At 73.5% G+C, this 18913-nt stretch carries 20 protein-coding genes; 8 read left to right on the top strand and 12 right to left on the bottom strand.

Annotated features, from left to right (window positions below; genetic code table 11):
- Positions 1 to 44: 44 nt before the first annotated feature.
- From sufB to sufC (HC251_RS16185), 7 genes are all read left to right on the top strand, one after another.
- Positions 45 to 1442, top strand: a complete 1398-nt coding sequence (sufB, locus tag HC251_RS16215; protein WP_219941634.1) for a Fe-S cluster assembly protein SufB — start codon at positions 45 to 47, stop codon at positions 1440 to 1442.
- Positions 1443 to 1564: 122 nt separating this feature from the next.
- Complete coding sequence (locus HC251_RS16210; RefSeq protein WP_219941633.1) at positions 1565 to 2191, top strand: hypothetical protein; 627 nt, start codon at positions 1565 to 1567, stop codon at positions 2189 to 2191.
- Between the two features lie 41 nt (positions 2192 to 2232).
- Positions 2233 to 2589 (top strand): hypothetical protein, encoded by a 357-nt coding sequence (locus HC251_RS16205; protein WP_219941632.1) that lies wholly within the window; start codon positions 2233 to 2235, stop codon positions 2587 to 2589.
- Positions 2589 to 3368 carry a TIGR03084 family metal-binding protein gene (locus tag HC251_RS16200; protein WP_219941631.1) on the top strand — a complete coding sequence of 260 codons (780 nt, stop codon included), beginning with the start codon at positions 2589 to 2591 and terminating at the stop codon, positions 3366 to 3368. Before HC251_RS16205 ends, HC251_RS16200 begins: the two co-directional genes overlap by 1 nt.
- 52 nt (positions 3369 to 3420) lie before the next feature.
- Entirely contained in the window at positions 3421 to 4713 is a 1293-nt protein-coding gene (locus HC251_RS16195; RefSeq protein WP_219941630.1) for a SufD family Fe-S cluster assembly protein, read from the top strand.
- Positions 4710 to 5024, top strand: coding sequence for a non-heme iron oxygenase ferredoxin subunit (locus HC251_RS16190; RefSeq protein ID WP_255566445.1), 315 nt, complete (start codon positions 4710 to 4712; stop codon positions 5022 to 5024). The genes HC251_RS16195 and HC251_RS16190 overlap by 4 nt, the downstream gene beginning before the upstream one ends.
- Positions 5024 to 5869: a Fe-S cluster assembly ATPase SufC gene (gene sufC / locus HC251_RS16185; RefSeq protein ID WP_219941629.1), complete on the top strand. Its 846-nt coding sequence runs from the start codon at positions 5024 to 5026 to the stop codon at positions 5867 to 5869. Before HC251_RS16190 ends, sufC (HC251_RS16185) begins: the two co-directional genes overlap by 1 nt.
- A gap of 24 nt (positions 5870 to 5893) precedes the next feature.
- Here the strand turns inward: sufC (HC251_RS16185) and HC251_RS16180 are convergent, their stop codons facing one another.
- Genes HC251_RS16180 through HC251_RS26055 form a run of 5 tightly spaced genes read right to left on the bottom strand, consistent with a single transcriptional unit; the run spans position 5894 to position 11280 of the window.
- On the bottom strand, positions 5894 to 7351 hold the full coding sequence (locus HC251_RS16180; RefSeq protein ID WP_219941628.1) for a glycosyltransferase family 2 protein: 1458 nt from the start codon (positions 7349 to 7351) through the stop codon (positions 5894 to 5896).
- On the bottom strand, positions 7348 to 8427 hold the full coding sequence (locus HC251_RS16175) for a HEAT repeat domain-containing protein (RefSeq protein WP_219941627.1): 1080 nt from the start codon (positions 8425 to 8427) through the stop codon (positions 7348 to 7350). Before HC251_RS16175 ends, HC251_RS16180 begins: the two co-directional genes overlap by 4 nt.
- Entirely contained in the window at positions 8424 to 8798 is a 375-nt protein-coding gene (locus tag HC251_RS16170; RefSeq protein WP_219941626.1) for a response regulator transcription factor, read from the bottom strand. Before HC251_RS16170 ends, HC251_RS16175 begins: the two co-directional genes overlap by 4 nt.
- Positions 8795 to 9187: a response regulator gene (locus HC251_RS16165; RefSeq protein WP_219941625.1), complete on the bottom strand. Its 393-nt coding sequence runs from the start codon at positions 9185 to 9187 to the stop codon at positions 8795 to 8797. The genes HC251_RS16170 and HC251_RS16165 overlap by 4 nt, the downstream gene beginning before the upstream one ends.
- The gene (locus HC251_RS26055) at positions 9184 to 11280 is read right to left on the bottom strand and encodes an ATP-binding protein (protein ID WP_219941624.1); all 2097 of its coding nucleotides are present in this window, start codon (positions 11278 to 11280) and stop codon (positions 9184 to 9186) included. The genes HC251_RS16165 and HC251_RS26055 overlap by 4 nt, the downstream gene beginning before the upstream one ends.
- A gap of 71 nt (positions 11281 to 11351) precedes the next feature.
- Between HC251_RS26055 and HC251_RS16155 the strand changes: the two genes are divergently transcribed.
- Positions 11352 to 11609: a 4a-hydroxytetrahydrobiopterin dehydratase gene (locus HC251_RS16155; protein WP_219941623.1), complete on the top strand. Its 258-nt coding sequence runs from the start codon at positions 11352 to 11354 to the stop codon at positions 11607 to 11609.
- Positions 11610 to 11669: 60 nt separating this feature from the next.
- On the opposite strand, the gene HC251_RS16150 is transcribed toward HC251_RS16155, so the two are convergent.
- From HC251_RS16150 to sufC (HC251_RS16120), 7 genes are all read right to left on the bottom strand, one after another.
- Positions 11670 to 11819, bottom strand: a complete 150-nt coding sequence (locus HC251_RS16150; RefSeq protein WP_219941622.1) for a hypothetical protein — start codon at positions 11817 to 11819, stop codon at positions 11670 to 11672.
- 51 nt (positions 11820 to 11870) lie between these two features.
- Positions 11871 to 14339, bottom strand: a complete 2469-nt coding sequence (locus tag HC251_RS16145) for a glycoside hydrolase family 65 protein (protein WP_219941621.1) — start codon at positions 14337 to 14339, stop codon at positions 11871 to 11873.
- Between the two features lie 87 nt (positions 14340 to 14426).
- On the bottom strand, positions 14427 to 15077 hold the full coding sequence (locus HC251_RS16140) for a GNAT family N-acetyltransferase (protein ID WP_219941620.1): 651 nt from the start codon (positions 15075 to 15077) through the stop codon (positions 14427 to 14429).
- 26 nt (positions 15078 to 15103) lie between these two features.
- Positions 15104 to 15847: an HAD family phosphatase gene (locus tag HC251_RS16135; RefSeq protein WP_219941619.1), complete on the bottom strand. Its 744-nt coding sequence runs from the start codon at positions 15845 to 15847 to the stop codon at positions 15104 to 15106.
- Positions 15848 to 16056: 209 nt separating this feature from the next.
- Positions 16057 to 16554 carry a Fe-S cluster assembly sulfur transfer protein SufU gene (gene sufU, locus HC251_RS16130; protein ID WP_219941618.1) on the bottom strand — a complete coding sequence of 166 codons (498 nt, stop codon included), beginning with the start codon at positions 16552 to 16554 and terminating at the stop codon, positions 16057 to 16059.
- A 52-nt stretch (positions 16555 to 16606) separates the two neighbouring features.
- Positions 16607 to 17944: a SufS family cysteine desulfurase gene (locus HC251_RS16125; RefSeq protein WP_219941617.1), complete on the bottom strand. Its 1338-nt coding sequence runs from the start codon at positions 17942 to 17944 to the stop codon at positions 16607 to 16609.
- Entirely contained in the window at positions 17941 to 18726 is a 786-nt protein-coding gene (gene sufC / locus HC251_RS16120) for a Fe-S cluster assembly ATPase SufC (protein ID WP_219941616.1), read from the bottom strand. The genes HC251_RS16125 and sufC (HC251_RS16120) overlap by 4 nt, the downstream gene beginning before the upstream one ends.
- Positions 18727 to 18913: the final 187 nt, after the last annotated feature.

Here is an 18913-nt window from a genome sequence, read left to right as displayed (position 1 = left end):
GGAGAAACCACCGCCACGCCGCACCCCGGCAGGAGGCAGCCTTCATGGCCGTCCAGGATCTCGACCTCGGTCGCTACAAGCTCGGTTGGGCCGACGAGGAGGACTACGTCTTCAAGCCCCGCCGCGGGCTGAGCGAGGACATCATCCGCGAGATGTCGTGGATGAAGGGCGAGCCCGACTGGATGCTGGAGTACCGCCTCAACAGCTTCCGCCGCTTCCAGAAGCGCCCCATGCCCAACTGGGGCGGCGACATGTCGGAGATCTACTTCGACCAGATCTACTACTACATCAAGCCGACCGAGGGTCAGGTCGACAAGTGGGAGGAGCTGCCGGACGCCATCAAGGACACCTACGAGAAGCTCGGCATCCCCGAGGCCGAACGGAAGTACCTGGCCGGCGTCACCGCCCAGTACGAGTCCGAGGTCGTGTTCCACCGCAACCGCGAGGACCTCGAGGCCCAGGGCGTCATCTTCTGCGACATGGACACGGCCCTCCGGGAGCACCCGGACCTGGTCAAGCCGCACTTCGGGTCCGTGATCCCGATGAACGACAACAAGTTCGCGTCGCTCAACTCGTCGGTCTGGTCCGGCGGCAGCTTCATCTACGTCCCGCCCGGCGTCGAGGTCTCGATGCCGCTGCAGGCCTACTTCCGGATCAACGCCGAGAACATGGGCCAGTTCGAACGGACGCTGATCATCGCCGACAAGGGCTCGAAGGTGCACTACATCGAGGGCTGCTCGGCCCCGACCTACACCTCCGACTCGCTCCACTCGGCCGTGGTCGAGATCATCGTCAAGGAGCAGGCCCGGGTCACCTACACGACCATCCAGAACTGGTCGAACAACGTGTTCAACCTGGTCACCAAGCGGGCCAAGGTCGAGGCCGAGGGCCACATGGAGTGGATCGACGGCAACATCGGCAGCCGCCTCACCATGAAGTACCCGGCCGTCTGGCTCGTCGGGCCCAAGGCCACCGGCGAGGTCCTGTCGGTCGCCTACGCCGGCGCCGGCCAGCACCAGGACACCGGGGCCAAGATGGTCCACGCCGCCCCCGAGACCAGCTCGAAGATCGTGTCCAAGTCGATCTCCAGCCACGGCGGGCGCACCTCGTACCGGGGCCTGGTCCGGGTCGAGGACGACGCCTACGGCTGCAAGAGCCACGTCCAGTGCGACGCCCTGATCCTCGACCCCGAGTCGGTCAGCGACACCTACCCCTACATGGAGGTGGGCTCGCACGACGCCCGGATCGGCCACGAGGCCACCGTCAGCCGGGTGGCCGACGAGCAGCTCTTCTACCTGATGAGCCGGGGCCTCACCGAGGAGCAGGCGATGGGCATGGTGGTGAACGGGTTCATCGAGCCCGTCACCCGCACCCTGCCGATGGAGTACGCCGTCGAGTGGTCCCGCCTGATCGAGCTCCAGATGGAGGGCAGCGTCGGCTGACGCACACCGGGCGCTGACCGACGGAAGGGGGTCAGACCCCCTTCCGTCGTCTCACCGCCACCGGTCGCCACCGCCGACGGCTGAGCGGGAACCGGACGGCCGCCTCCGTCGTCGAGACACCCGTGCGCCGCCTCCTCGCCCTCGTCGTGATCGTCGCTGCCGTGTCCGTCGGGCCGGCCCCGACGGTGGCGGGGGCGTGCTCCTGCGCGGCGTGGGGCGTCGCCGAGCAGGTCGCCTACGCCGACGTCGTGCTGGTGGGCGTGGTCGTCGACCAGGAGCCGTCGGGCGAGACCGAGGTCCACGACGCCGTGCGCAACACGGTGGCGGTCGAGCGCCTCTACGACGGCGAGGCCCCGGCCGAAGTGGTCGTCTTCGGGGGCGAGGTCAGCTCGGGGGCCTGCGAGTACGCGTTCGAGGAGGGTCGGTACCTGGTCTTCGCCCTCGAGGACGACGACGGTCTCCACACCGACCTCTGCACGGGGACGCGCCCCCTCACCGCCGACGAGGCCGTGCCGGCCGAGCTGGGCCGGGGGAGCGCGCCCCTCGCCGAGGGGCCGGAGCCGGAGGCGCCGCCCGCTCCCGCCCCGGGGACGGCCGCGACCCCCGGCCCCGGCGGGGCCGCCATCGACGAGGACGGGTCGGCGGGGACCGATCGCGCCCTCCCTGCGGCCGCCCTCGTCGGCGGTGCGGTCCTGGTCCTCGCCGTCGGCGCCGCCGCGCTCGTCGTCGTCCGCCGGCGCACCTCCTGACCCGCCGGCCGTCGCCGGGGCCGGGGCGGCAGACTGGGGGCGTGCCCATGCGCCACCAGTGCCGGTTCTTCGCCAGCCGGGTCTACGACAGCGGCGACACGATGCGGACCTGCGAGCTCGACCTGGCCCCCGAGGCGCCGTGGCGCTGCCCCGCCGAGTGCGCCGCCTACGCCCCGCGGCTGGCCGACGTGGGGTGGGACCAGGGCAGCCTGGCCGTGACCCGGCCCCCCGCCGAGCCGCCGGGCCTCGACGAGCGGCCCCACGAGATCGTCGCCCTGCTCGACGAGGCCGAGGCCATCGTGGGCGAGGCGGTCGAGGCGGCCCGGTCCGAGGCCGAGCGGGAGTGGACCCGTCAGCAGCGCCGGGGCCGGATCCGTCGCCTCTTCCGGCGGGGCTGATGCCGGTCGACCTGCCGGCGCTCGTCGCCGACCTCGAGGCCGAGACCGACGACCTGCTCGCCCTGCTCGCCCCGCTGGGGCCGCCCGACTGGGACCGCCCCACCCCGGCCGAGGGCTGGCTGATCCGTGACCAGGTGAGCCACCTCGCCTTCTTCGACGACGCCGCGGTCCAGGCGCTCGTCGACCCGGACGGCTTCCGCACCGCCGCCGCCGAGGTGATGGGCCGCGGCCCGGACTTCCCCGACCAGGTGGCGGCCGACGCCCGGACCCTCGACGCCACCGCCGTGCACCGCTGGTTCGTCGGCGCCCGCGAGGCGCTCGTGGCGAGCTTCGTCGACGCCGACCCGTCGGCCCGGCTGCCGTGGTTCGGGCCCGACATGAGCTCGGCCAGCTCGGTCACGGCGCGGCTGATGGAGACCTGGGCCCACGGCCAGGACGTGGCCGACGCCCTCGGCGTCGAGCGCACCCCGACCGCCCGCCTCCGCCACATCGCCCACCTCGGCGTGGCCACCCGCGCCCACTCCTACCGCCTGCGCCGCAGGGACGTGCCGGCGTCGCCGGTGCGCGTCGAGGTGGACGCCCCCGACGGGACGCTGTGGGCGTGGGGCGAGCCCGACGCCGGCGAACGGGTGACCGGTCCCGCCCTCGACCTGTGCCTCGTCGTCACCCAGCGGCGCCACCACGAGGACACCGCCCTGGTGGCCACCGAGGGAGCTCGGGACTGGCTCGGCATCGCCCAGGCGTTCGCCGGCGCCCCCGGCCGCGGGCGGCGCCGCTGAGGGGCACCGGTCACGGGGCTGGGGTGTTGGGGGAAGGCCCCGGTAGCCTGCGATGTCGCCCCCCGGCGGCCACACGAAACCGGAGATCCCCCTGAGCCCCACGCCCGACGACCTGGCCCGCCTCCCCGGCGACACCGCCACCCGGGCCGCCGCAGCCGGACGGGCCGAGGCCGCCGGGCTGCCGAGCACCGACGCCGAGGAGTGGCGCTACAGCCGCATCGACGAGCTCGACCTCGGCCGCTACGCCCCGGTCCTCGCCGCCCCCGACCACGACCCGGGGGCCCCACCCGCCCTGCCCGACGCCGAAGGTCCGTGGTCGGCCGAGATCACCGTGGTCGACGGCTGGGTCCGCGCCGTCGAGGTGCGCGACGAGGCCCTCACCGTCGACACCGGCGACGACGCCGCCCTGGGCTCGGTGCTGGGCGAGGCCCACGACGCCATGGCCGAGTGGTCGATCGCCCTGGCCCCGATGCCGGTCACCATCCGGGTCCGCGGCGGTGCCCACGTGGCCGCCCCGATCCTCATCCGCACCGTCGGCGCCACCGCCGACGCGCTGAGCGCGCCCCGCATCCTGGTCGTCGCCGCCGAGGGAGCGGCCGCCAGCGTGGTGGAGCACCAGACCTCGCTCGCCGGTGACCGCCTCGTCCTCCCCCTGGTGGAGCTGGACGTCGCCGCCCGGGCCCGCCTGGCGTACACCACCACCCAGGAGCACGCCGAGGGCACCTGGCAGATGGCCAACGTCGTCGCCCGGGTCGCCCAGGAGGGCAGCCTGGTCGCCGCCGCCGTGGCCCTCGGCGGGGACTACACCCGGCTCCGCACCGACTGCCGCCTCGACGGCCGGGGGGCCTCCGGCGACCTCCTCGCCGCCTACTTCGGCGAGGGCGACCAGACCCTCGACTTCCGCACCTTCCAGGACCACCGGGCCCCCGACACCACCTCGGACCTGCTCTTCAAGGGCGCCGTCGGCGGGCGCAGCCGGTCGATCTACACCGGTCTCATCACCGTGCGCCCCGAGGGCCGCGGCACCAACGCCTTCCAGACCAACCGCAACCTCAAGCTGAGCGAGGAGGCGTGGGCCGAGTCGGTGCCGAACCTGGAGATCCAGAACAACGACGTGCACTGCAGCCACGCCTCGACGGTCGGGCCGATCGACGAGGACCAGCGCTTCTACCTCGAGAGCCGGGGGGTCCCGCCCCACGTGGCCGAGCGCCTCGTCGTCTCCGGCTTCTTCGGCGACGTCCTGGACCGCATGCCGGCCCCGGCCTCGGTGCTGACCGCCATCCGCGCCGCCGTCGACGCCCGCCTCGACCGCCAGGTCCTGGTCGGCGAGGAGGTGGGGTCGTGACCCGCGAGCGGGCCTGCTCCCTGTCCGACGTCCCCGAGGGCACGGCCCACCGGGTCGTCGTCGACGGTCACCCGATCGCCGTCGTCGCCTGCGACGGCGAGGTCTACGCCGTGGGCGACATCTGCAGCCACCAGCGCATCTCGCTCTCCGAGGGCGAGGTCCTGTGCACCGACAAGGGCATCGAGTGCTGGAAGCACGGGTCGGTGTTCTCCCTGGTCACCGGGGAGCCCTCGGCGCTCCCGGCCACCAAGCCCATCCCGGTCTTCCCGGTCACCGTCGAGGACGACACCGTCTACGTGGAGGTGCCCTGATGCCGGGTGAGCTGATCATCGAGGGGCTGCGCGCCACCGTGGGCGGCACCGAGATCCTCAAGGGCGTCGACCTGACGGTGCGCGCCGGCGAGGTCCACGCCGTCATGGGCCCCAACGGCGCCGGGAAGTCGACCCTGTCCCACGTGCTGATGGGACGGCCCGGCTACGAGGTCACCGCCGGCACGGTCACGCTCGACGGCGTCGACCTGCTCGCCCTCCCCACGTGGGAGCGGGTCCAGGCCGGCCTCTTCCTCATCATGCAGTACCCGACCGAGGTCCCGGGCGTGTCGTTGGTCGACTCGCTGTCGGCGGCGTTCGCGGCCTCGGGCCGTGACACCGACGACATGCGTGCCCGCATGGCGGCCGAGGCCGAGCGCATCGGGTTCGACGAGAGGTTCCTGGAGCGGCCGCTCAACGTCGACCTGTCGGGGGGCGAGAAGAAGCGGAACGAGACGCTCCAGCTGGGCGTGCTCGAGCCCCGCTTCGCCATCCTCGACGAGCTCGACTCGGGCCTCGACATCGACGCCCTGCGCGCCTGCGCCCAGCGGGTCGAGGCCGCGACCGAGACCGGGCTCGGCGTCCTCTGCATCACCCACTACACCCGGGTGCTGGCCGAGCTGCGGGCCGACCGGGTCCACATCCTCGTGCGGGGCGAGATCCGCGACAGCGGCGGCCCCGAGCTGGCCGACCGGCTCGAGGACGAGGGCTACGCGGCCTGGATCCGCCCCGAGGACGAGATGGCGGCGTCGGCCCCGCGACGCATCGACGTCTTCGGCGAGGGCTCCTTCGCCGACGCCGAGCCCGTGGTGGAGGACCCCTTCGGCCCCGGCCCCTTTGCTGGCTGAGGTGCCTGCGGCGGCGGCCGGGGGCTAGGCCACCGGCTCGCTCTCCCTCGCCTCCGGGGCCTCCTCGGAGGCGAACCCGGCCCGGGTCATCGTGCCCCAGGCGTGCTCCGAGCCCCGGATCGCCTGCCACAGGCCCTGGAGGCGCCACCAGGCGTGGAGCTGGCGGAACCCGACGTTCTCGACCACGGCGGCCACGACGGCCATGCCCAGGTCACGGCCCCGTCGGTAGCGCCGGTACCCGACCTCCTCGATGGCGATCGACACGACCGACAGCAGGAACCCGTAGCCCAGCGCCACGGACAGGAACAGCAGGGCGAAGGTCACGTCCAGGATCCCGAGGGCCAGCCCGACCACGACCGACACGATCCCGGCCAGCTCGAGCACCGGGCCCAGGCACTCGAACAGCAGGTAGTAGGGCATGACGACGGTCCCGATCCGGCCGTAGCGGGGGTTGCCCACCATCCGGCGCTGCGACCAGAGGACCTCGGCCAGGCCCCGCGACCAGCGTCGGCGCTGCCGACCGAGCACGGCCAGGCTCTCGGGCACCTCGGTCCAGCAGACGGGCTCGGACACGAACTGGATCCGGTACTCCCGCCCCTCGTCGCGCAGGTGGCGGTGCATGCGGGCGACCAGGTCGGCGTCCTCGCCGATGGCGCCGACGTGGTAGCCGCCCACCGCCACGACGAGGTCCCGGCGGAAGACCCCGAAGGCGCCGGAGATGATCAGCAGGCCCTGGAGGCGGGACCACCCGGACCGCCCGAGGAGGAACGCCCGCAGGTACTCGACGACCTGGATGCGGGCCAGCCACGACGACGGCATCCGCGTCTCGCCGATGCGGCCCCGGTGGACCGACGACCCGTTGACCGCCCGCACCGACCCGCCGGTCGCCACCATGCGCAGGGGGTCGTCGATGAAGGGCTTCACGACCGTCAGCAGCGCGTCCTCGTCGAGCACGGCGTCGGCGTCGACCATGCACGCCAGCGGGTACCGGCTGGCGTTGATCCCCGTGTTGCTGGCGTCGGCCTTGCTGCCCACGCTCTCCTTGCGGACCACGGTGAGCGGGTGGCCCTGGCGGGAGAGCCACACCGAGAGGATCTTGCCCTGCACCGGGACCAGCTCGGGCACGACCTTGGGCACCTCGCACAGGTCGAAGGCCTCGGCCAGGCGGGCGAAGGTCCCGTCCTTGGAGCCGTCGTCGACCACGACCACCTCGAACTCCGGGTAGCGCAGGGCGAGCATGGCGTGCACGGCCTCGACGATGACGGGCTCCTCGTCGTGGGCCGGCATCACCACCGACACAGGCGGGGTGAGGGGGCTGGCGAAGGCGTCGTCGTCGCCGGCGAAGGGCCGCCGCCGGACGTGGCGGAACACGTCCCCGGCTGCGGTCAGCACCAGGACCAGGTACAGGGTGTTGAGCACCAGGAAGTACGCCAGCACGAACCAGCTGAAGCCCTCGAGGACGGCGCGGGCGACGTCGCTCACGACACCGCCTCGGCCGGGCCGGTGCGGTGGACCCACAGGTCGGCCAAGGCGAGGGCCTCGCGGGCAAGGGCGGCGCCCCGGCCCTCGCCCCCGGCCCGACGCAGGAGCAGGGCGCGCCCGCGCGCCCCGCAGCGGGGGAGGGCGGTGGCGGCGTTGGACGCGACCACGTGGGCGGGGTCGTCGAGCAGGGGCAGCAGGACGGCGGCGGCGTCGTCCCCGCCGATCTCGCCGAGGGCGCGGGCGGCGACGGCGCGCAGGCCGGTGGGCTCGTCGTCGGTGACCACGGCGGACAGGGCCGCGGTCCCGCGCGGCGAGCCGATGCGCCCGAGGGCCCGCGCCGCCCGGATGCGGACCTCGAGCTCCTCGTCCCGGTCCTGGAGCCGGGTGGCGAGGACGCCGGCCGCCTCGAGGGCGCCGTGCAGGCCCAGCACCTCGACGGCCAGGGCGCGGGCGGCCGTCGACGACCGGCCGCCCTGGAGGGCGTCGCGCAGGGGGCCCGTGCCGACCGGACCGATGCGCAGGAGGGAGCTGCCGACGATGCCCATGGGGACGGGGCGGCGGCTGTCGAGGGCGGCGAGGAGGTGCGGGACGGCCGAGGGCTCGCCGATCCGTCCGAGGGCCCGGCAGGCGACGGCGCGGACCTCGGGGTCGCGGTCGTCGAGCCGCGCGACGAGGGCGGGGAGGTGCTCGGCCCGCCCGGCCCGGCCGAGGAGCTCGGCCGCCGCCGACCGCCCCACCGGGCCCGGACGCCGGAGGCGGCGGACGGCCTGCTGCGGGGCGCCGGCCTGGTCGAGGACGGCGAGCAGGGCGTCGCGGGCCTCGCCCCGGACCTTGCCGAGCAGGTCGACGGCGAGCACCTCCAGGGCGGCCGTCCGACGGCGGGGCACGGGCGGCAGCGTCGCCTCCTCGTCGGTCACGAGGCGGATGAGGAGCGGGCGGAGCTCGGCGCGGACGGCGTCGCGGTGGCGGGTGCGGACGGTGGCGACAACGTGGTGGCCGGCCGAGATCAGGAGCAGGCCGATGTTGGCCCCCAGCACGGCCACCGCCGTGACCACCAGGACCTCGTGGAGCGTCATCCGCGGGCGCGCGCCAGCTGGGCCCGGACCCGGGTCGCCAGCTCGCGGGGGCTGAAGGGCTTGACGATGTAGTCGTCGGCACCGCTGGTGAAGCCCCGCTCCAGGTCGGCCTCCTGGGCCTTGGCGGTGAGGAGGATGACGGGCAGCCCGGCCGTCTCGGGTGCGGCCCGCAGGGCCTCGCAGACCTCGAGCCCCGTGCGGCGCGGCATCATCACGTCGAGCAGGACGATGTCGGGGGAGACGTCGAGGACGGCGCGCAGCGCGGCCTCGCCGTCGGCCACGGCGTGGACCTCGTGGCCCTCCTGCTCGAGCTTGAAGGTCACCAGCTCGCGGATGTCGGCATCGTCGTCGGCGACGAGCACGGTGCTCATGGTCGGGCCTTCCTGCGGGTGATGGGAGGGGGGGCACAGAGGGCGTCGGCGACCTGGCGGTCGAGGTCCGCGGCTCCGAAGGGCTTGGTGATGTGGCCCTGCACGGCGTGCTCGGTCGAGACGCCGGCGTCGCTGATCGAGACCACCAGGACGGGCACGGAGGCGAGGCGCTCGTCGTCGCGGAGCCGCTCGAGCACCTCCCAGCCGTGGATGTCGGGCAGGCCCAGGTCGAGCAGGATGAGGTCGGGGGCGGCGGCCCGGGCCCGGTCCAGGGCCTCGGCGCCGGTGCGGGCGATGGTGGCCCCGTGCCCCTGGCGGGTCACGCGGAGGGCCAGGAGGGCGGCGATGTCCTCGTCGTCCTCCACGATCAGGACCTGGCGGACGCTCATCGGGCCACCGCCAGACGGGGCACGCCGGGGAGCACGACGGTGAAGGTCGTGCCCTGGCCCGGCGTCGAGGCCACGTCGATCGTGCCCCCGTGGTTGTCGACCGCGGTCTTGGCGATGACGAGCCCGAGTCCGGTGCCGGGCACGGCCCGCTCCTGGGCGGTGGAGCTGCGGAAGAACCGGGAGAACAGCCGGTCCTGCTCGGCCTCGGGGATGCCCATCCCGTGGTCCTCGACCTCGATGCGGGCGGCGTCGTCGACCCGGGCGGCGCGCAGGGCCACCGACGAGCCCGGCTCGGAGAACTTGATGGCGTTGGTGAGCAGGTTCAGGATCAGCCTCTCCAGCTGGTGGGCGTCGCCGCGCAGGCCCGGCAGGTCGGCGTCGACGCTCACGTCGAGGGCCACCTCGGCTGCTGCGGCCTGCACGTCGACGGCCTCGGCGCAGGAGCGGAGGAGGTCGGCCAGGTCGACGTCGGCCACGGTGGTGCGGAATGCTCCCGACTCGATGCGGGACAGGGTCAGCAGGTCCTCGATCAGGGCGAGCAGGCGGTCGGTGTTGCGCTCGACGATGGCGAGCATCCGGTCCTGGGGGGCGTCGAGGGCTCCGGCGTCGCCGTCGCGGAGCATCTCCACGTAGCCCCGGATGCTGGTGAGCGGCGTGCGGAGCTCGTGGCTCACGGTGGACACGAAGTCGGACTTGGCCTGGTCGACCTCCCGGAGGCGCTCGACCATCGATCGCTCCTGGGCGAAGAGGCGGGCGGTGCGACGGGCCAGGGCCATCTCGGTGGCGACGGCCTCGGCCAGGCGGATGGCGTCGGGGGGCCAGCGATGGGAGCGCTCCCGGACCTCGAGGGCGATCAGCGACTGGACCTCGCCCTCCTCGACGACCGGGACGAGGGCGATCGAACCCCACCCGTCGTCGGTGAACACGGCCAGCGCCTCCGGGGCGAGGGTGGGGTGGTCGTAGGTGTCCTCCAGCAGGATCGTGCGCCCGGCTGCGAGCTCGTCGTAGACGTGCGCCAGCAACTCGGGATGGGGGTCGAGGGCGGTGTCACCCGAGGCTGCGGTGACCGCGTCGCGCGTCCACGTGGTCTCGGCGGCGCCGAGGGCGTTGTCGGCCACGGGGCGGATCACGACCCGGTCGGCGCCCGTGGCCGGCCCCAGCGCATCGGCCGTGAGGCGGACCACCGCCTGCGGGTCGAGCGTCGCCCGGATCTCCCGGCCGAGTTGGCGCACCCTGCGCTCCTGCGCGAGCAGCGCCTCCTGGCGGGCGCTGAGCTCGGCGTCGGCGGCGGCGAGGCGGTTGAAGGCGGCCGAGACGACCCGCACCTCCACGGCCCCGTCGATGTCGGCCCGGGCCGACCGATCGCCGCCGCGGTGGCGGGCGATGGTGGCGTGCAGGCGCTCCAGCGGCTCGACGACCGATCGCCGCGCCCGGCGCGTGGCCACGATTCCCACGGCGCCGGCGAGGACGAGGACGACGAGGGCGAGCAGGCCGACCAGGACGGTGGTCCGCCGGCTCCGGGCCGCCACCTGTCCGTCCAGCTCGTCGAGCCGCTCGGCGGCGCGGTCGTTGGCGGTGCGGATCTGGTCGATCAGCGACCGTCCGCGACCGGTGCGCACCAGCCGCTCGGCCGCCTCCTGATCGGTGGAGCCGACGCGCTCGACCCGGTCGGCGAAGGCGACCCACTGCGCGAAGAGCTGCTCCTGGTCGTCGAGGGCCGCCTCGATGACGGCGTCGTCGGTCAGCCCCTCGACCCGGGACTGGGCCGCCGGGTAGCGGTCCCGCGCTGCGCGGTACGCCGGCAGGTAGCTCTCGTCCCAGGTCAGGCGGTAGCCGCGGAACTGGTCGTCGGCGTCGAGGATGGCATCGAGGCTGTCGCGGGTGGCGATCCTCACCGGGTCGATCTCGTCGACCATCTCGTCGAGGGTGCGGTCGGCCACGACCAGCGACACGCCCCCGGCGGCGGTGACGAAGACGGCGGCGAGGATGAAGACGGTGATCGGGAGGCGCAGCCGGGACGCCACCGTGTTGGGCCGGTCGGGCCGGGGTGCTCGTCGCCGCTCGCCCGCCGGCGTGGGATCCGCGCGCTCCACCCTCCCTCATCGGTCGGCCGGGTGCCGGTGATGAGGGATCGTCGGACATCGTCCGGGGCAGACTGGTGATCATGAGCGACCCCGCCGCGACCGCACCGGAGGGCTGGGAGGAGGTCGACGGCCGGCTCCACCGCGAGCTGCGCTTCGCCGACTTCTCCGAGGCCTTCGCCTTCATGACCCGGGTGGCCCTCGCCGCCGAGAAGGCGGACCACCACCCCGACTGGTCGAATTCGTGGAACACCGTCACCATCGACCTGGTGAGCCACGACGCCGGCGGCCTCACCGAGCGCGACGTCGCCCTGGCCGAGGCGATCAACGCCCTCCTCTAGCCCCCTTCCGTCGACCCTCGTCCACCGTCACGGTGGATGGGGATCGGCAGAAGGGGCGGTTCAACCCGTGAAGGTGGCCTCGGCCTCGACGGGGTAGACCACGGCGTGCGCGACCGGCGAGTAGGGCTCTTCGCAGGGGGCCGTCTGGCCGCCGGCGGTGATCGGGACGAGGGCCAGCGCTCCCGAGACCAGGGCCGCCGCGGACAGCAACGGGCATGTCCGCCGGACTCGCACGCTCCGGACCGTAGCCCCCGGGGACGCTCAGGGCTTGAGGGCGACCTCGAGGACCTCGCCCGGGCGCAGCTCCCACACCCCGCCCGGGGCCCCGATCTGGACCGGGACGGCCGGGCCCGGCTCGACCTCGACCCGCAGGGTGTCGTGGTCGAGCTCGATGCTGAGGGTCCGGTCGTGGTGCACGATGTCGAACGCCAGGTTCTCCAGCGCCGGCGGCAGGTGCGGGTCGAACCACACCTGCTCGCCCCGCAGCTCCAGACCGCTGTAGCAGCGCTGGAGGAGGTCGAGGCTGCCGGCCATGGCCCCGAGGTGGATGCCCTCGGGGGTGGTGCCGCCCTGGGTGTCGTCGATGTCGGCAGCCAGGGCCTCGCGGAACAGCTCCCAGCTCCGGTCGGGGTCGACCCGAGCCGTCACCCAGGCGTAGACGATCCGGCTGAGGGTGGAGCCGTGGGCCGTGCGCTCGATGTAGTACTCGATCGTCCGGTCGACCATGTCGTCGCCGAGCTCGTAGCCCATCCCGGCCAGCTGGCCGTACAGCTCGTCGGGTGACATCAGGTAGAAGAGCATCAGCACGTCGGCCTGCTTGGCCAGCTTGTACCGGTTGGTCGTGTCGCCCTCGGCCTCGAGGATCAGGTCGAGGCGCCCGATGTTCCCGTAGCGGGCCCGGTAGTCGTCCCAGTCGATCTCGTCGAGGTCCTCCCACCCCGCGAACTGGCTGATGATCCCGTCGTGGAACGGCACGTGGAGGTGGCGCGACACGTCGTCCCAGTGGTCGGCCTCGGCCTGGGTGACGCCCAGGCGCTCCCACAGCTGGACCTCGGCCTGGTGGCCCTTGAAGCCCCGGCGGACCTCCAGCACCCGCTGGAGCAGCCAGCTCACCAGGACGTTGGTGTAGGCGTTGTCGTCGATGCCGTCGTGCGATCCCGGGTAGCCGTCGTGGTACTCGTCGGGGCCCATCACGCCCCGGATGTGGTAGCGGCCGTCGTCGGTGTCCTGGGTCGCCATGCCCGTCCAGAACCGGGCCTGCTCGACCAGCAGCTCGGTCCCGTTCTCGAGGAGGAAGCGGTAGTCGCCGGTGGCCTGGTGGTACTGCCAGACGTTCCAGACCACGGCCAACCCGACGTGGTGCTGGCGTCGGGAGTTGTCCGGCATCCAGCGCCCGCTGCGGGGGTTCCACAGCTGCGACGGGGTCTGCTCGGTCCCGTCGGCGCCCGACTGCCACGGGAAGCGGGCCCCGAGCTGGCCCAGCTCCCGGGCCTGGCGGCGGGCGGCTGGGAGCCGGTGGGCCCGGTAGCGGAGCAGGGCCCGGGTGGTGTCGGGGAACCGGAAGTTGAGGAACGGGAAGACGAAGAGCTCGTCCCAGAAGATGTGGCCGCGGTAGCCCTCGCCGTGGAGGCCGCGGGCGGTGACGCTGGCGTCGAGGTCGCGGACGTGCGGGGCGGCCGACTGCATGACGTGGAAGGCGTGGAGCCGCACGGCGGCGATGACCGACTCGTCGCCGGAGTCGTCGACCACGTCGATCTCGCACCGCTCCCACAGGTGCTTCCAGGCCAGCTCGTGCATGTAGAGCAGGGTGTCGAAGGTCCCCACGCCGACCAGCGCCTGCCGGGCCGACTCGAGCGGGCGGCCGACCGCGTTGTCGCGACCGTTGTAGACGGCCACGACCTTCTCGACCTTCACCGGCCGGCCCTCGACCGCCTGGCAGCTCAGCACCCGGCTGACCAGCTCGGGGGTGCTCGAGGTCTCGAAGCGGACCTGGACCTTGCCGTCGGCCTCCATGTGGGTGCGGGCGGCGAGGGCGGTGCGCACGTGCGACCACGAGGTGTCGACCTCGAGCCAGTCGATGCCGCCCTCGCTCCACCCGATGTCGACGGGGGCGAGGTGCTGGTTGGCCAGCAGCCGGTCCTCGACGACGTTGGTGTTGGAGACCCGGCCGTCGAGCGACGACCGCACCTCGAGCCGGCCCGACCAGTCGAGCGGGGTGATGACCTGCTCGATGGCGGCGATGTGCGGGTCGTCCATGGAGACGATGCGGCGCTCGTCGATCTGGGTGGTCCGCCCCGCCTCGTCGCGCACCCGGAGGTGGCGCACCAGCGTGCCCTTCTTCATGTCGAGCGTCTGGCGCATCTCGAGCACGTCGCCGGCGCCGGCGCCGAACCACGGCGCCGGTCGGCCATCGGCCGGGCTGCTCGGGCCGCCCCGGTAGGTGAGGGGCAGCCAGTTGGGCAGGTTGACCAGGCTCTCGTGCTCGATGCGGGCGCCGGCCATCTCGGTGGTCAGCCGGTTGTACACGCCGGCCACGTAGGTGCCGGGGTAGTGGACGCCGTCGGCCACGGCCTCGGCGGCGGCGCCGCGGGTGCCCATGTAGCCGTTGCCGAGGGTGCAGAGGGCCTCCCGTCGACCCTCGACCTCGGGGTGGATCCCCTCGAAGGTGAAGGCCCACCCCGTGCGCGAGATGAGGCCCGGGTCGTTCAGGTGCGTGCCGTCGCCGCCCACCTACCGACCGTCCTGGGGTGCTCGCCGGAGGTGCATCCCCGCATCGTCGCACGTGGGGCCGGCGCCGGTTTCACGCCTGACGGGTCGTCAGCCGTCGGCGGGGACGAGGGCGAACCACGCGGTGTCGCGCCGGCGACCCTTGATCACCTTGTGGGCGGCGAAGGTGCCCTCGTAGGCGAAGCCCATGCGCTCGGCGGCGTGGCGGGACCGGAGGTTCCGGGCGTCGCACTTCCACTCGTAGCGCTGGTACCCGAGGCCGAAGAGGACCTCGCCCAGGCCCAGGGTGACCTCCCGGTTCACCCCGAGCCCCTGGACCGCCGGCGTGTACCAGACGGCGCCGATCTCGATGCTGAGGTCGAGGGGGCGGTTGGCGATGAGGGACACGCACCCGACGAGGGCGCCGGTCGCGGCGTCGACGACCGTCAGCGTCCGCGAGTCGGGCTGCTGGGCGAGGTGGTCGTGACCGGCCCGCAGCTCGTCGGCCTCGGCGAAGGGGCCCCAGGGCATGAACCGCCACACGATCCGCTCGGCGTCGTAGGCCTCGACGGGCCGACCCATCCGGGTCACGGGCTCGCCGTTCGAGATGGCGTGCAGCTCGGGGGCGTCGGCCGGCACGTAGGGCCGGATCTCCAGGCGCTCGGTGCGCACGACGCCGGGGTCCGGCTTCGTCGGGAGCACGTGCCGTCGGGCCAGGACCTCCTCCGGCCACGGGGGGCCGGGCTCCGGGATGTCGATCATGGCCCCACCCTCGCAGGCGGCGCCGATCAGAGGACCGTGAGTTCCGCCAGGTCCGTCACCACGACGTGGGCGCCGGCGGCGAGGAGCTCCTCGGGGTCGTCGTGGCGGGCCACGCCGACGACGAGGCCGAAGGCGCCGGCCTTCCCGGCGGCGACGCCGGAGACGGCGTCCTCGATGACCACGGCCCGGGCGGGCTCGACGTCGAGCCGCCGGGCCGCCTCGAGGAACGTGTCGGGGGCGGGCTTGCCGGCGAGACCCTGGTCCTCGATGTCGATCCCGTCGACGGCGGCGTCGAAGGCGTCGGACAGCCCGGCCGCGGCCAGGATGTCGGCCCGGTTGCGGCTGGCGGTCACCACCGCGGTCCGCACACCGGCGTCGCGCACGGCGTCGAGCACGGTGATCGACGAGGCGAAGGTGGCCACGCCCCCGGTGGAGATGGCCTCGTGGAAGAACTCGTTCTTGCGGTTGGCGAGGGCCCAGGCCGTCTCGGTCCCCGGCGGGTCGTCGATCTCGCCCCGGGGGACCGACACGCCTCGGTCGGCCAGGAGGGCCTCCACGCCGTCGATCCGGGCCCGCCCGTCGACCAGCCGGCGGTAGTCGTCGGCCGAGAACGGCGCGTGCTCGACGTCGGGCGCCAGCACCGGCAGGGCGGAGTCGAACAGGCGGGCCCACGCCGCGAAGTGGACCGAGGCGGTGTCGGTGAGGACCCCGTCCATGTCGAACAGGACTGCGCCCACGGCGGCGGTGTCGATGACAGCGGGGGTCTTCACCGGGCGATCATGGCACGGCCGCCTGAGGATGCCCTGCGCCAGCCGTCCGGTGCGGGTCCGCAGGTGCCTCCTCGGAGCGATGTCGGCCCGGTCCGGCCTGGCGGCAGCCCCGGAGGCAGGTTCAGTCGGCGCCAGCCCGAGCCGGCGGCGAAGCCGCTTCGGCGGGAAGGGCCGGTCCGCGACGACGGCGAAGCCCAGGCGAGGGCCCGCTACCTGGCTTCGGCCTCGTCGATGGCCTGGGCCAGGGTGTTCCACGACAAGGTCGCGCACTTGATGCGCACGGGGAACTTGACCACGCCCTGGAGGGCCTCGAGGTCGCCCAGCTTCACGCCCTCGGGCGCCTCGACGGCGTCGCCGTCGGCCCCGGCCTCGCCGGCGGTGGCCTCGCCGCCCAGGCTCGACTCGTGGATGGACATCATGGCCTTGAACGCCTTGGTGAGGTCCTCGACCTCGGCCAGGGTCTTGCCCTTCACCGCCGAGGACATCATCGAGGCCGACGACTGGCTGATCGAGCACCCCTGGCCGGCGATGCGGATGTCGGCCACGGCCCCGTCGACCACGTCGACGTAGACGACGATCTCGTCGCCGCAGAGCGGGTTGAAGCCCTCGGTCTTGGTGGCCGGGGGCGTGGGCAGCTCGCCCCGGTTCCGGGGGCTGCGGTAGTGGTCGAGGATGATCTCGCGGTAGAGGTCTTCGAGTCCGGGCATGGGGGCTCCGCGTGGATCAGGGGTGAGGGAGGGCGGGGAAGGCCGACAGGGCCTACGGGGCGAAGAAGTCTGCCGCGTCGGCGAGGGCGTCGGCCAAGGCGTCGACGTCGTCGGTGTCGTTGTACACGTAGAACGAGGCCCGGGCGGTGGCCCCGCAGCCGAGCACCTTCATCAGGGGCTTGGCGCAGTGGTGCCCGGGGCGGACGCACACGGCGTGCTCGTCCATGACCTGGGCCAGGTCGTGGGGGTGGACCTCGTCGATGGCGAGGGACAGCACCCCGCCCCGCTGGGCGGGCTCGGACGGCCCGTGGATCGTGAGGCGGTCGCCCACCCGCTCGGTCAGGGCCCGCAGGGCGTAGGCCGTCATGCTGACCTCGTGGGCCCGCACCGCGTCCATGCCCAGGCCGTCGAGGTAGTCGATGGCGGCGTGGAGGCCGACGGCCTCGATGATCGGCGGCGTGCCCGCCTCGAACCGGGCCGGCGGGGCATCGGGGGTGAAGCCCTCGAGGTCGACGTTGAGGATCATCCCGCCGCCGCCCATGAACGGCGGCATGGCCTCGAGCAGCTCGGACCGGCCCCACAGCACGCCGATGCCGGTGGGGCCGACCATCTTGTGGCCGCTGAAGGCGACGAAGTCGGCGCCCATGGCGACCACGTCGGTGGGCAGGTGGGGGACGTACTGGCAGGCGTCGACGCACACGAGGGCCCCGGCGGCGTGGGCCGCGTCGGCGATCTGGCGCACCGGGGTGAGGGTGCCGAGCACGTTGGACATCGCTGTCAGGCCGACGAGCTTGGCCCCGTCGAGCAGCCGGTCGAGGTCGCTCAGGTCGAGCATGTGGTCGGCGCCGACCGGGATCCACCGGATCTCGAAGCCCTTCTCGGCCTGGAGCTGGAACCACGGGACGATGTTGGCGTGGTGCTCCATCTGGGTGAGCACGACGGCGTCGCCCGGGCCCAGGTTGGCCCGGCCCCACGACTGGGCGACGAGGTTGAGCCCCTCGGTGGCGTTCTTGGTGAAGATCACCTCGGCGGCGCTGGGGGCGCCGATGAAGCGGGCGACCGCGGCCCGGGCGCCTTCGTAGCGGGCGGTGGCCCGCTCGGCCAGGGCGTAGACGCCGCGGTGGATGTTGGCGTAGTCGTGCTCGGCGAAGGTGGCCATGGCCTCGATCACCGCCCGGGGCTTCTGGGCCGAGGCCGCCGAGTCGAGGAAGACCAGGCGCTTGCCGTTGACCTCCTGGTCGAGGATCGGGAAGTCCCGGCGGATGGCGGCCACGTCGAGGACGTCGCCGGCGGCCCGCGCCAGCGGGGCCACGTCGGGGTGGGCGGCGGCCTCGTCGATGGCCGTCGGCGTGAGGTCGGTGGCGTCGAGGTGCGTCGGCAGGTCGGTCATGGCTGGGCCGCCCCGGTGAACTCGGCGTAGCCCTCGGCCTCCAGCCGGAGGGCGAGCTCGGGGCCGCCGCTCTCGGCGACCCGCCCGTCGACCAGCAGGTGGACCGTGTCGGGCCGCACCTCCTCGAGGAGGCGCTGGTAGTGCGTGATGAGGAGGATGCCGAGGTGGGGCCGGTCGGCCCGGACCTCCTCCACCCCACGGGCCACCGTGCGGAGGGCGTCGATGTCGAGGCCGGAGTCGGTCTCGTCGAGCACGGCCAGCTCGGGCTCGAGGATGGCCATCTGGAGAACCTCGTTGCGCTTCTTCTCCCCGCCGGAGAAGCCGTCGTTCAGGTGGCGGTCGGCGAAGGCCGGGTCGATCCCCAGCCGCTCCATCCACTCCATGATCGACAGGCGCAGCTCGAGCATCGACAGATCGATGCCCTTGCGCGCCGACAGCGCCTGGCGCAGGAAGTTGAGCACCGACACGCCCGGGATGGTCTGCGGGTACTGGAAGGCGAGGAACATGCCCGCCGCCCCGCGGTCGGCCGGGCCCCAGTCGGCGATGTCGTCGCCCAGGTACTTCACGGTGCCCCCGGTGACCCGGTACTCGGGGCTCCCGAGCAGGACGCTGGCGAGGGTCGACTTGCCCGAGCCGTTGGGCCCCATGACGGCGTGGACCTCGCCCGGACCGATGGTGAGGCTGAGCCCCTTCAAGATGTCGTCCCCGCCCTCGGCCGGCGCCGCCCGCAGGTCGATGATCTCGAGGACGGGCGTGGTTCCATCGGCCGCGTCGGAAGGCATGGGCCCCAGGCTACGAGACGCCCCCAGGTTCGCACTACCCACGTAGTGCAAACCCCTGCTGTGGGGGCCGCCGCCGGCGCCGGTCAGCGTTCTGACACAGCCAGCGGCCATCGGTGTCGCCTGGCGGTGTCAGAACGTGCGGGTGACACGGAAGGTGCCTGGCACCTTCCGTGGCGATGGCGGCGGC

The organism is Iamia sp. SCSIO 61187, from assembly GCF_019443745.1.
Taxonomy (GTDB): Bacteria; Actinomycetota; Acidimicrobiia; order Acidimicrobiales; family Iamiaceae; genus Iamia.
Note: the sequence above shows the minus strand (reverse complement) of the source record. Positions and strands in the feature narration are given on the sequence as shown.

What these genes read in the sequence shown, in the direction of transcription:
- sufB (WP_219941634.1), top strand. Translation starts at nt 45, where the DNA reads ATGGCCGTCCAGGATCTCGACCTCGGTCGCTACAAGCTCGGTTGGGCC.
- HC251_RS16200 (WP_219941631.1), top strand. Translation starts at nt 2,589, where the DNA reads ATGCCGGTCGACCTGCCGGCGCTCGTCGCCGACCTCGAGGCCGAGACC.
- HC251_RS16195 (WP_219941630.1), top strand. Translation starts at nt 3,421, where the DNA reads ATGTCGCCCCCCGGCGGCCACACGAAACCGGAGATCCCCCTGAGCCCC.
- sufC (WP_219941629.1), top strand. Translation starts at nt 5,024, where the DNA reads ATGCCGGGTGAGCTGATCATCGAGGGGCTGCGCGCCACCGTGGGCGGC.
- HC251_RS16175 (WP_219941627.1), bottom strand. Translation starts at nt 8,427, where the DNA reads ATGACGCTCCACGAGGTCCTGGTGGTCACGGCGGTGGCCGTGCTGGGG.
- HC251_RS16170 (WP_219941626.1), bottom strand. Translation starts at nt 8,798, where the DNA reads ATGAGCACCGTGCTCGTCGCCGACGACGATGCCGACATCCGCGAGCTG.
- HC251_RS16165 (WP_219941625.1), bottom strand. Translation starts at nt 9,187, where the DNA reads ATGAGCGTCCGCCAGGTCCTGATCGTGGAGGACGACGAGGACATCGCC.
- HC251_RS16155 (WP_219941623.1), top strand. Translation starts at nt 11,352, where the DNA reads ATGAGCGACCCCGCCGCGACCGCACCGGAGGGCTGGGAGGAGGTCGAC.
- HC251_RS16140 (WP_219941620.1), bottom strand. Translation starts at nt 15,077, where the DNA reads ATGATCGACATCCCGGAGCCCGGCCCCCCGTGGCCGGAGGAGGTCCTG.
- sufU (WP_219941618.1), bottom strand. Translation starts at nt 16,554, where the DNA reads ATGCCCGGACTCGAAGACCTCTACCGCGAGATCATCCTCGACCACTAC.
- HC251_RS16125 (WP_219941617.1), bottom strand. Translation starts at nt 17,944, where the DNA reads ATGACCGACCTGCCGACGCACCTCGACGCCACCGACCTCACGCCGACG.
- sufC (WP_219941616.1), bottom strand. Translation starts at nt 18,726, where the DNA reads ATGCCTTCCGACGCGGCCGATGGAACCACGCCCGTCCTCGAGATCATC.